Source organism: Methyloversatilis sp. XJ19-13, from assembly GCF_024580155.1.
Lineage (GTDB): Bacteria > Pseudomonadota > Gammaproteobacteria > Burkholderiales > Rhodocyclaceae > Methyloversatilis.
Window position 1 is genome coordinate 65,361 of record NZ_JANINH010000017.1, and the last position, 12,103, is coordinate 77,463.

Sequence of the window (12,103 nt, forward strand, 5' to 3'; positions counted from 1 at the left end):
CAAGACGCGCGTTCACGACACTCACCTTCAGTTCGTGGCAACGGGGCCGGGTGTATTCTGCCGGACGAGCGTGACCAAGGACTTTACGCGACCATGCGAATGTTGTTGCCATAATCGTCAGCCAGCCTGCAGCCGGCGTGAATTGATCGATACCTTGAGTTTCAGCTTGAGAAAGGTGCGCGTTACCGCGAAGCGGGACTTCATCGAAACGCTCGCGTCAGCGAAGCCGGTGACGGCGCTGTCGGATCTGATCTCGAACGGCGCTGACGCCGACGCCGATCGCGTCAAAGTGTTCATCGAGCTGAACGAGATGGACGGCGCAAGGTCGGTCAAAGCCCGTCATGACCGGCTTTGCCGCCGGCGTGATGCAGGACGCTGCGATGCCCCCCACCATCGTCGTCATCACCGATCGCAACGATCTCGACGGCCATCTGTTCGGCGTGTTTTCGGTGGCGTGGAACCTGCTGCACGAACAGCCGGTGCAGGCGAACGCTCGACAAGGTCTCCGCGCAAGACTGGGCAAGCGGCCCGAGGGCGGCATCGTGTTCGCCACCGTCCAGAAATACGAGTCCGCAGTGCACGATCTGTCGGACGGAATGCCTGGAAGGATCGCCCATGAACGGACGGAGAACCTCCGGCAGAACATCACTCTGGACTCGTCGGCACGCGATGGCGCACGCCGAAAAGGAAGTCGTCATCACGCTCGACGAGTATCAGGTGAAGCTGGCGCGCGGCGACGGCTGAAAGGCCGCCCGGTGTCCCGGTGCGTCACGGTGCGGGCGTGACCCGGGGCGTCGCACCTGGCGCGGCCGTGGCCCCTCCCCCGGCTCCGGGCCTGAGCCATGCTGGCAACTGACCGTAACGCCGAATGAAGGCGTCGCGCTGCTCCTCTTCGGAAAACACGAAGTCCATCATCAGCACCGACTGTTCGTCTTCCGACAGCAGCGCCGTGATGCCTCGCGCGTCCCAGCTCCGGTAGAGTCTGAAGCCGTCGTCCGACAGCCCGCCCGCGTCCCACCGGCCGTATTTCGCGACCACGTCCTGCACCCGGAGCGGCGTGGTCGGCACCCATCTCACCCATTTCACGCGCAGCGCCTGGTCGTCGCTCTCGGCCGCGAGCAACTTCAGCGCATCGAGATCGTCGGCGAACCCATCCGCGATCTCACGCCGGTAGTCCGGGCGTCCGTCGATGAACAGCACGAGGAGTTGGCCCTGAAGCGAGCCGCCGGTGAGCGAAAAAAGTACCTGCGACTCATCGGCCCAGTCTGGCGCCATGCGCACGAACTGTGTATCCGGGAAGCGCGCCCGTACCTCGCCCAGCGAATCGAGCGGCCGGATGCCAAGATGGGTTTCGGCCAGCGCGCAGGCGCAGATGACCCAGGCAACGGCGAAAAAAAGAAGTGACTTCACGGACTTGAACGATGAACCGGCAGACTGCGGATTATCGATCGCCGGGTGGCGATACCGGAAGCCTACTCTGGAGCAGGCGTGCAGTGGGACGGGCGAAGCAGAAAACGAAAACGGGCCGGACTGGGAAGGCCGACCCGTTTGGTGTTTGGCGCGCCTGGCGCGATTCGAACGCACGACCCCTGCCTTCGGAGGGCAGTACTCTATCCAGCTGAGCTACAGGCGCTTGGGTTTGTCGGAGGCGGGGAGCCCCGGGAGCCGACCGGAAAACCCGATCAGAACAGCACAAAGGATAACGGCTTTGCCCGGACGCGTCCATGGCATGCTGTTGCAGGTGAGGCGAAAGCGGCTCGCTGCCGCTATAATGGCGCGTTTTGTTTTCACCTGTCACAAGGTTTTCAAAGGAACGCACACCATGTCGGACGCGCACGAGGAACACGAGTCTTTCATCAAGACGCCGCAGCAGCTGGCGGCGGTCGTTGTACTGTCGTTTGTGGTGTTTGTGGGCATTGCAGTGCTGGTCGCCCAATTCGTGCTCTCGGGCTACAAGGGTCTTGACACGGCGAACCCCGAAATCATCGCAGCTGGTATCCAGCCGGTGGCGCGGGTAGAACTCGGTGAGGCCGACTCCGCCGCAGCAGGCCCGAAGACCGGTGTGCAGGTGTACAAGGCAGCCTGTGCGGCCTGTCATGACGCCGGCGCCGCGGGCGCGCCGAAGCTGGGCGACAGCGCCGGCTGGGCCAGCCGCATCGCGACCGGTCTGGAAGCGCTGGTGCACTCGGCGGTGAATGGCAAGGGCGCCATGCCGGCCAAGGGCGGCAACGCCGCATTGACCGAAGCCGAAATCACCCGCGCGATTGTCTACATGGCGAACGAAGCCGGTGGCAAGTTTGCCGAGCCCAAGCTGGAAGAAGCCGCACCCGCCGCTGCCGCACCGGCACCGGCTGCCGCCGCGCCTGCGCTCGCGCCGATGGAAGTGCCGGCGATCGCGGCCCCCGCCTACGACGACGCACCGGTTGCTGCTGCGCCCGCCGCGGCACCCGCACCTGCAGCGGCCGCCGGCATCGACGGCCAGGCGGTGTACAACAAGGCCTGCGCCGCCTGCCACGCGATGGGCGTGGCCGGTGCGCCGAAGTTCGGCGACAAGGGCCAGTGGTCGGCGCGCATTGCGACCGGGCTTGATTCGATGGTGGCCAATGCGATCAAGGGCAAGGGCGCGATGCCGCCCAAAGGTGGCAATGTGACGCTGAAGGATGCCGAGATCAAGGCAGCTGTCGAAGTGATGGTGGCGGCTGCCAAGTAAGCCACCCCATTTGCGGAAAAGCCCGCCGCGACCCGGCGGGCTTTTTTACGTGCGTTCAGCGGCGCCGCGCGATTGCGCCCACCTATGCTTTGGGCGGTGGCGTGCCGCCCAGCAAAGCCTTCAGCGATTCCAGCCGGGCCACGTTGGCGGCGCGCTGTTCGGCTTTGGGTGCGGCGTCGGAGTTCGGGCGCTGCACGTCCTCGCCCATTTCGGCGATGAAGCGCGACGGTTCGCAGTCGCGCGATTCGCGCCCGCTGCGCCGCCGCTCGCAATAGCTCAGCGTCAGCGTGCGCCGCGCCCGCGTGATGCCGACATACATCAGCCGGCGCTCTTCCTCGATACGCCCTTCTTCGATCGATTCGCGGTGCGGCAGGATGCCCTCCTCCAGCCCGACCAGGAACACGTGCGGGTACTCCAGCCCCTTTGACGCATGCAGCGTGGACAGCTGCACCGCATCGCGCGCCTCGTCGTCGTCGCGCTTGTCGAGCATCGTGATCAGCGCGACGGTCTGCGTCAGTTCGAGCAGCGTCTTGCCGTCTTCCTCGCCCTTGCGCCCCATCCAGTCGACGAAGTCACGCACGTTGCTCCAGCGCGTTTCCGCCTCCTTCGGTTCGAATTGCTCGAACAACCAGGTTTCGTAGCCGATGCCGCGCAGCAGGTCTTCGAGCAACAGGCGCGGAGCTTCGGTGCGGGCGCGCCATTCAAGCCTGTTGATGAAGTCGCCGAATTCGCGCAGCGGAGTGAGTGCGCGCGCCGGCAGCGCATGTTCGGCGCCGGTTTCGAACAGCGCGGCAAACAGGCTGATGTGGCGCTCGCCGGCATAGGTGCCGAGCGCCTCCAGACTGGTGCCGCCGATGCCGCGGCGCGGCGTGGTCACCGCACGGATGAAGGCCGGGTCGTCATCGCTGTTGGCGACCAGCCGCAGATAGGCCATCACGTCCTTGATTTCGGCGCGATCGAAGAAGGACTGGCCGCCGCTGACCAGATATGGAATCTTCTGTTCGCGCAGCGCGGTTTCGATGACGCGCGCCTGATGGTTGCCGCGATACAGCACCGCGTAGTCGCCGAACTTGCCGCGGTGTTCGAACTTGTGCGCGGCGATGCGCATGGCGATGCATTCGGCTTCGTGCTCGGCGTCGCGCGCCACCATCAGCGTTATCGGGTCGCCGCGCCCCATGTCGGACCACAGCTTCTTCTCGAACAGCTTCTGGTTGCTGGAAATGAGCGTGTTCGCCGCGGCGAGGATGCGCTGCATCGAACGGTAGTTCTGTTCCAGCTTGATCACCTTGAGCTTCGGGTAATCGGTCTGCAGCGTGCGCAGGTTTTCCACGTCGGCGCCGCGCCAGGCGTAGATGGCCTGATCGTCGTCGCCGACCGCGGTGAACGCGCCGCGGCTGCCGGCCAGCAACTTCACGATCTGGTACTGGCAGCGGTTGGTGTCCTGGTATTCGTCGATCAGCAGGTAGCGCAGCCGCGACTGCCAGCGCGCCAGCAGGTCGGGGTCAGTTTCGAGCAGGCGCGCGGGCAGGCCGATCAGGTCGTCGAAATCGACCGCCTGATACGCGCGCAGCGTGCGTTCATACTCTTCATAGACGCGCAGCGTGATCGCTTCGGCTTCGTTGGTGACGAGCGGCGCAACGGCCGCGGGGGTCAGCAGCGCGTTCTTCCAGCCGGACATGCGCGACACCAGCGCGCGCAGGCGCGCCTTGTCGGCTTCCTTCGAAATATCCTGCACGACCGACAGCGCATCGGACGCGTCCAGGATGGAAAACGTCGGCTTCAGTCCGGCCGCCTTCGCTTCGATGCGCAGCAGCTTGACGCCCAGCGCATGGAAGGTCGATATGTTGAGCTGCCGGCCGGCGCGGCCGTCGAGCAGATGCGAGGCGCGCTCCTGCATTTCCTTCGCCGCCTTGTTGGTGAAGGTGATGGCCGCGATATGGCGCGGCTCGATGCCGCACTCGTTCACCAGGTAGCCGATCTTGCGCGTGATGACGCGCGTCTTGCCGGAGCCGGCGCCGGCCAGCACCAGCAACGGACCGTCGAGGTATTTCACCGCCTCGCGCTGAGGCGTGTTCATGTCGGACAGCATGGGATGCAGACGCCGCCCGGACGGGCCGCGCACCAATCGATGGGTTGCCGTGGATTGTACCGGCTTGCGACATGCGTCCCGCGTGGGTAAGGTTCGCGCCTCCCGTAGTCCATCCAGCCGGTTCCACATGCTCCCTCCGATCGAACAGCGGCTCGCCGCCGAACTGGGCGCGCGCCCGCAACAGGTCAATGCCGCCGTCGCCCTGCTGGACGAAGGCGCCTCGGTGCCCTTCATTTCGCGCTACCGCAAGGAAGTGACCGGCGGGCTGGACGACACCCAGCTGCGCCTGCTCGAAGAACGTCTCTCGTACATGCGCGAACTGGAAGAGCGGCGCGCCGCCGTGATCGCCAGCATCGACGAACAGGGCAAACTCACGCCGGCGCTGCGCGGCGACGTCGAGAACGCCGACACCAAACAGCGGCTGGAAGACCTCTACCTGCCGTACAAGCAGAAGCGCCGCACCAAGGCGCAGATCGCGCGCGAGGCGGGCATCGAGCCGCTGGCCGACGCACTGCTGGCCGATCCGGCGCTGATGCCCGAAGCCGAAGCGATGGCCTACCTGAATGTCGAAGCGGGCTTTGCCGACACCAAGGCAGTGCTCGACGGCGCGCGCCAGATCCTGATGGAACGCTTCGCCGAAAGCGCCGAGCTGGTCGGCGCGCTGCGCGCGCACGTGGCCGAACACGGCATCGTGGTCGCGACGGTCGCCGACGGCAAGGACAGCGACGCCGAGGCGGCCAAGTTCCGCGACTACTTCGCCTACCGCGAAAAGCTGGCCGACATTCCGTCGCACCGCGCGCTGGCGCTGTTCCGCGGCCGCAACGAAGACGTGCTGCGGGTGAAGCTGGCGCTCGATACCGATCCGGAAGACGGCACGCGCAGCGCCGAGCCCAACCCGTGCGAGCGGCGCGTGATGGTGCATGCCGGCATCCGCGACAATGGCCGCGCGGCCGACCGCTGGCTGGTCGAAACGGCCCGCTGGACCTGGAGCGTGAAACTGTCGGTGCATGTCGAGCTCGATCTGATGAACGCGCTGCGTAGCCGCGCCGAGCTGGAGGCGATCCGCGTGTTCGCCAAGAACCTGAAGGACCTGCTGCTCGCCGCGCCGGCCGGCCCGCGCGTGACGATGGGGCTGGACCCCGGCATCCGCACCGGCGTGAAGGTGGCGGTGGTGGACGCCACCGGCAAGCTGGTCGACACCGCGACCATCTACCCGCATGAGCCGCGGCGCGACTGGGACGGCTCGCTGCACGTGCTGTCCGGCCTCGCCGCGAAGCACGGCGTGCAGCTGATCGCCATCGGCAACGGCACGGCCAGCCGCGAAACCGACAAGCTGGCGGCCGACCTGATGAAGTTGAAGCCCGAACTCGCCATGACGAAGATCGTCGTGTCGGAAGCGGGCGCGTCGGTGTATTCGGCGTCGGAGCTGGCGGCGAAGGAATTTCCGGGGCTGGACGTGAGCCTGCGCGGCGCGGTGTCAATCGCCCGCCGGCTGCAGGATCCGCTGGCCGAACTGGTGAAGATCGACCCGAAGGCGATCGGCGTCGGCCAGTACCAGCACGACGTCAGCCAGACCCGGCTCGCCCGCTCGCTCGACGCCGTGGTCGAAGACTGCGTGAATGCGGTCGGCGTCGATGTGAATACCGCGTCAGTACCGCTGCTGGCACGCATATCGGGACTGAACGCCACATTGGCGCAGAACATCGTGGCGCATCGCGACGCCAACGGCGCGTTCCCGTCGCGCAAGGCACTGCTGTCGGTACCGCGCCTCGGCGACAAGACCTTCGAACAGTGCGCCGGCTTCCTGCGCATCATGAACGGCGACAACCCGCTCGACGCCTCGGCGGTGCACCCGGAAGCCTATCCGGTGGTCGAGCGCATCCTGGCCGACGTGAAGAAGAAGGCGCGCGAGCTGATCGGCGACGCGGCGACCGTCAAGGCGCTGTCGGCGCAGAAGTACGCCGACGAACGGTTCGGCCTGCCGACGGTGCAGGACATCCTGCGCGAGCTGGAAAAGCCCGGCCGCGATCCGCGCCCGGAATTCCGCGCGGCGACCTTCCGCGACGGCATCGAACAGCTGAAGGACCTCGAACCCGGCATGCTGCTCGAAGGCGTGGTGACCAACGTGACCAACTTCGGCGCCTTCGTCGACATCGGCGTGCATCAGGACGGCCTGGTGCATGTGTCGGCCATCGCCAACCGCTACGTGAAGGACCCGGCCGAGGTGGTGAAGGCCGGCGACATCGTCAAGGTGAAGGTGGTCGAGGTCGACCTCGCCCGCAAGCGCATCGCGCTGACCATGCGCCTGGGCGACGAGGTGGCACGCAAGCCGGCCGCGAAGGACACCCGTCCGACGACCCGGCAGGGCGACGCGCGACGCAGCGAACGCGGGCAGGATGCCCCGTCCGCCAACAACGCGCTGGCGGCCGCGTTCGCAAAGGCGACGAAGCGCTGAGCCGAGCCACCCACGGGCATCCTGCCCGACGCGACAATCATGAAGCACCGGCGATTCCGGAACCTCATGCATTGAAGCAGCAGAGCCCCCGGCGCGCGACGCCGCACGACCCTTTCAATCGTTGAGGAATGTTAAGTGCTGCGTGGGTTCTCGGCCCATCAACGCATTTGGCCGGGCGGCTTATCGCCACACCACTTTAATTAGCGCACTAATGTTACGGGAGGTTTTCCCGACATTTTTCCGGCGGGAGTTTCTCCCTGCCTCCGCGCGCAGCCAGTCGGTAAAAGCGAGGGAAATAAACAGCTATCGATCGTGTAGGGAGCCGTCCTACACGTTTCCCGATGAAACCCTCGCATCCCCTGACATTTCGCCTGACCCCGGCCGCGCTCGCCCTGCTGAGCGCGAGTGCCGTCGTCTGTGCGCAGGAAGCACCGGTCAAGGAACTGCCCACGGTGGAGATCCGCGCACCACGCGTGATCACGCCGCTGCCGGGGGTGGTGTTCGACGAGCAGCAAACGACTTCGAACGTCCAGAGCCTCACCGGCGACGAACTGCAGCAGTCCGGTGCGGTGTCGCTGACGGAAGCGATGAACCTGCAGTTCCAGTCGATCAATGTCAATGACTACGCCGGAAATCCGTTCCAGCAGGACCTGAATTTCCGCGGCTTTGCGGCTTCGCCGCTGATCGGCACGCCGCAGGGCCTTTCCGTCTATCTCGACGGGGTGCGCATCAACGAAGCGTTCGGCGACGTCGTGAATTGGGACCTGATCCCCAACATCGCGATCCTGCGCATGGACCTCCTGCCCGGGTCCAATCCGATGTTCGGTCACAACACGCTGGGCGGTGCGATTTCGGTCAATACGAAATCGGGCTTCACCAGCCCGAGAGTGGAATTTTCCGCTCTTGGCGGTGCGTTTGGCCGACGCCAGTACCAGCTTGCAGCCGGTGGCAATTCGGGCCCGCTGGCCGGATTCTTCGCGCTCAACAAGTTCGATGAAGATGGCTGGCGAACCAACTCGCCGACCAGCGTGCGTCAGTACTTCGGCCGTATCGACATCCGCGGCACGTCGACGGAAGCCACGCTGAGCCTGCTGAAAGCCGAAAACACCCTCGTCGGCAACGGCCTGATCCCGGAAGAACAGTGGCGTGAAAGTCCGAATTCGGTGTTCACCTCACCGGACGAGAACATCAACGACCTGAACCATCTGACCGGTCGCGTCCGTTTCGACATCAGCGAGTCATCGAGCGTCGCGCTGCAGATGTATCGCCGTGACCTGAAGCAGAAGGGCACGGGTGGCGACGTGTGGGACGACTTCGACCAGGGCGCCAGCGCGAACCGGCTGGGTGTCAGCTGCCCGGACGGTTTCGGTTCGCCGAATGGCGCGCTGGACCAGAACATCGGACCGACCTATCCGGGGTGTGCCGGGGTGGCGCCGAACGGGCTGTTCAATTTCAGCCGCTCGGATCAGCGCTCGGAAGGTGTCGCCCTGCAATTCACGCAGATCAGCGAAACGCACCAGATCGTCGTCGGCAGTTCCTTCGACTGGAGCGACGTCGACTTCCGGCAGAGCCAGCGGCTCGGCTTCATCGATTCCGAACGCACCGTGTTCCTCGATCCGTCACGCGAGGCGGATCTGGGTCTGCTCGCGCTGAGTCAGGACATCACGCGGAACAATCTGACCGGGTCAAGCAGGACGGCTGCGCTGTTCTTCAGCGACACCTGGACGGCTGCGCCCAACCTGTTCATCACCTACGGCGCACGGCTCAGTTACTCGCGCGTCAAGAATGAACTGCAGTCGGACAAGCCGATTCCGCTCTATCAATTCACGTCCAACTTCTTCAACAACAGGGCGGAAGCCTGCGGCACGCTGTCATCGGTCAGCACACGATTTCTGTGCTCGACCGGCGACTACGGCTACCGCAGCCTGAATCCGTCGCTCGGCGTGTCATGGCTGCCGGCGCAGGACCTCAACGTGTATGGCAACGTCAGTCGCGGCTCGCGCGTACCTTCCGTCATCGAACTGGGCTGCGCACGCGACAAGACGCTCGAGGATCCGAACGGGCTGAACGACGGCAAGAATCTGGGCTGCACCATTCCGACCTCGCTGACCTCCGACCCTTTCCTGCCTCAGGTCAGGTCGCTGACGACGGAGCTCGGTCTCAGGGGTAGCAGCCTGAACGGCCAGCTGTCGTGGAGCGCCACGGCTTACCGGACCGAACTGACCGACGACATCCTTTTCGTGTCGCTCGGACAGCGCAACCGCGGCGTGTTCGACACCTTTGGCAAAACCGAACGCGACGGTTTCGAACTCAATCTGAAAGGCAAATTCGGTCGCCATTCGCTGCGTGCCGGCTACAGCCGCCTGAATGCCACCTTCGAATCCAGCGCCACCATCGTCAATCAGTCGAACAGCTCGGCGGATCGTACCCAGGGGCGTGTGAACGACTTCGAAATCAATCCGGGCGATGTCATTCCGGGGCTTCCGAAGCATTCGTTCCGCCTCGGCTGGAACATGGATGTCACCAGCAATTTCACCTTTGGATTTTCGATGGTTGCGCAGTCGTTTGTATTTGCGCGTGGCAACGAAAACAACGAATCGGAACCGGGTGGCACCGACCTGACCGGAAATGCGCAGATCCCCGGTCTCGGCAAACGCTACGTCGGAAAAGGCAAGACGTCCGGTTTCGCCGTATTCAATTTCAATGCGAATTACCGCGTCGACAAGAATATCTCCGTGTTCTGCAAGGTCGACAACATTTTCGACCGCCGATACACCACCGCCGGCGACCTCGCCGTAAATCCATTCACATCCGGATCCTTCGGCGCGCGGGATTCCTCAGGGTTCAATTACAACTCCTTCGACTGGACACATTCGCTTTTCGTCGGCCCCGGTGCGCCCCGCGCCGTGTGGTTTGGCCTCAACTACGCATTCGGGTCATGAGCACCGGATCGTTTTCCATCGATCGGACAAGGATCGATTACAACAAGAGGCACAGCCGAATCCGTCATGTGTCCGCCGAATCATTGCCTCACCCTGAATCACTTCAAAAGGAGATCGCATCATGAAATTTGTGCATGTCGCCGCGGCGACAGTATTGATGGGCGCCAGCGTGGGCGCGATAGCGGGTGATTTTGTCGAGCTCAACAAATCGTTTCCGTGGCGGTTGAACGGCGCCACCAATCAGAATACCGACAGGTACTTTCTGCAGCTAGCTGCGCCAACGCAGTCTATACCCACACCGATGGTGATTACCTCGTCATTCGTAAATATCGACAACGAAGTAATCCCGCTTGTTGCGAGCAGCATCACGTACAACGCGCGTTCGACGACGGGTGCTCAATCGATCATAGGAACCGGCACGCTGACGCTGCTCGATTACCGCCTGAATGAAGATGTCACACTGGCTGGGCAGGCGATTGGCGACATCTACGACTTTGTGTACCGCGATTCACGCGACAACAAGCTGGTATTCGGAACACGCGTCATTCTGGGTCTACCGGGCCAGCAGCAGAATGCCGAGTTGAATAACGTCTTCCGCTATGGTTTCGAGGAAGATGGCACCACATTCGACGCTGCGGCAGCGTGGTTATTCCTCTCGAACTTCGATTTGCGCCTTTACAGTGCTGCGCGAAGTGATCAGGGTCTAAAGCAAATGGATGTCTTTGATCCGGATGCAGTGAGCTTCCAGTCAGACATCAATCTATCGGAAGGCAATCCGTACAGCGGGTTGTACTTGCTGAAGACCAACGCGACGTACTACACCTATGCCGACAACGCGATCGGCTACTTCCAGGCAGGCGAAGAAAGCCAGCCGGTCGTCAAGGCATTCACCGGCGGATTCGTCCCGACGAATACCGCGCCGATTCCGGAGCCGTCCACCTACGCAATGCTGCTCGCCGGCCTCGGCATGATCGGCGTGATCGCACGTCGCCGCATGCGCGCCTGATACCCGCAGTTTTTCGCACCACTCAACAAAGAGGTCAACATCATGAAAATCAAAACCATCGCACTGTCGCTGATGCTGGGCCTGGGCGCCCACGCGGCACACGCTTTCGTCGCGCTGCCGGAAAGCGGCGACCTGCGGATCGTCGGCGTCAGCAACGCTGCGGCTGACCCGCTGTTCCTCGGCTTCGACTGGACGCCGGAAAGCGCCGGCTATACCCGCGCTGCCCGCCGCATCAGCTCGGTGATCTACGACGGCACCGACATCGGCACCTTCTACGACTTCGTCTATCGCAGCACCACCGACAGCACGCTGCTGTTCGCCTCGCGTTTCGAACTGGATGTCGGCGAGATCGAAATCGGTGACCTGGACTACGAAACGGAAATCAACGACATCCTGCGCAGTGGCTATGCCAACTATGACGTGTCAGTTGGATGGTATGCCGCGACCGACGAAGATTTGCGCCTGCAATCGACCGCCCATACCTCGAATGGCGTACGCACCCGCCCGACCAATCCGGTGGATGTATTCGACGACAACGTGGTCGACTTCCGCACTGACATTTCGGTCGAAGAAGGAAATCCGGCGACTGGCTGGTATGTGCTGAAGACCAATGCAACGGAATTCACCTACCTGGTGGATGCGGTGACCATCCGTCAGGCACCGAGCATCGACGGCATGTCGCCCCCGCTGCGCACGGCGACGTTCGAAGGCTTCGCGCCGGTCACCGACGTGCCTGAACCCGAAACCTACGCCATGCTGCTGGCCGGTCTGGGCCTGATCGGCTTCGCTGCCCGCCGTCGCACGAAGGGGTAATCGAAGCTGCAACGGAAGGCGGCGCGCAAGCGCCGCCGGCTGGAATTGAAACGGCCCCCTGCACTGTCCGGCAGGGGGCCGTGTTTTT

9 protein-coding genes and 1 tRNA gene are annotated in these 12,103 nt (G+C 63.7%); 6 read left to right on the forward strand and 4 right to left on the reverse strand.

The genetic code is table 11. From position 1 onward, the window contains the following. Window positions 1–117: 117 nt before the first annotated feature. Window positions 118–333 (reverse strand): hypothetical protein, encoded by a 216-nt coding sequence (locus NMQ14_RS17065; RefSeq protein ID WP_257098049.1) that lies wholly within the window; start codon window positions 331–333, stop codon window positions 118–120. A gap of 8 nt (window positions 334–341) precedes the next feature. Here NMQ14_RS17065 and NMQ14_RS17070 point away from each other — a divergent pair, with 8 nt between their 5' ends. Beyond that, window positions 342–785: a hypothetical protein gene (locus NMQ14_RS17070; RefSeq protein WP_257098050.1), complete on the forward strand. Its 444-nt coding sequence runs from the start codon at window positions 342–344 to the stop codon at window positions 783–785. Here NMQ14_RS17070 and NMQ14_RS17075 read toward each other — a convergent pair. Both NMQ14_RS17075 and NMQ14_RS17080 read right to left on the reverse strand, forming a co-directional pair. Further along, window positions 769–1,410: a hypothetical protein gene (locus tag NMQ14_RS17075; RefSeq protein WP_257098051.1), complete on the reverse strand. Its 642-nt coding sequence runs from the start codon at window positions 1,408–1,410 to the stop codon at window positions 769–771. The genes NMQ14_RS17070 and NMQ14_RS17075 overlap by 17 nt on opposite strands. Before the next feature lie 146 nt (window positions 1,411–1,556). After that, a tRNA-Arg gene (locus NMQ14_RS17080) sits at window positions 1,557–1,633 on the reverse strand. 189 nt (window positions 1,634–1,822) lie between these two features. Between NMQ14_RS17080 and NMQ14_RS17085 the strand changes: the two genes are divergently transcribed. Continuing rightward, window positions 1,823–2,710 (forward strand): cytochrome c5 family protein, encoded by an 888-nt coding sequence (locus NMQ14_RS17085; protein ID WP_257098052.1) that lies wholly within the window; start codon window positions 1,823–1,825, stop codon window positions 2,708–2,710. Window positions 2,711–2,792: 82 nt separating this feature from the next. On the opposite strand, the gene NMQ14_RS17090 is transcribed toward NMQ14_RS17085, so the two are convergent. Continuing rightward, window positions 2,793–4,799, reverse strand: coding sequence for a UvrD-helicase domain-containing protein (locus tag NMQ14_RS17090; RefSeq protein WP_257098053.1), 2,007 nt, complete (start codon window positions 4,797–4,799; stop codon window positions 2,793–2,795). 127 nt (window positions 4,800–4,926) lie between these two features. Between NMQ14_RS17090 and NMQ14_RS17095 the strand changes: the two genes are divergently transcribed. The 4 genes from NMQ14_RS17095 (at window position 4,927) to NMQ14_RS17110 (ending at window position 12,015) form a co-directional block, all read left to right on the forward strand. Then, a complete protein-coding gene (locus tag NMQ14_RS17095; protein WP_257098054.1) occupies window positions 4,927–7,254 on the forward strand; it encodes a Tex family protein in 2,328 nt (775 codons plus the stop codon). A 341-nt stretch (window positions 7,255–7,595) separates the two neighbouring features. Continuing rightward, window positions 7,596–10,196: a TonB-dependent receptor gene (locus tag NMQ14_RS17100; RefSeq protein WP_257098056.1), complete on the forward strand. Its 2,601-nt coding sequence runs from the start codon at window positions 7,596–7,598 to the stop codon at window positions 10,194–10,196. 121 nt (window positions 10,197–10,317) lie between these two features. Then, window positions 10,318–11,202, forward strand: coding sequence for a PEP-CTERM sorting domain-containing protein (locus tag NMQ14_RS17105; protein WP_257098058.1), 885 nt, complete (start codon window positions 10,318–10,320; stop codon window positions 11,200–11,202). 42 nt (window positions 11,203–11,244) lie between these two features. Continuing rightward, window positions 11,245–12,015 (forward strand): PEP-CTERM sorting domain-containing protein, encoded by a 771-nt coding sequence (locus NMQ14_RS17110; protein WP_257098060.1) that lies wholly within the window; start codon window positions 11,245–11,247, stop codon window positions 12,013–12,015. Window positions 12,016–12,103 lie beyond the last annotated feature (88 nt).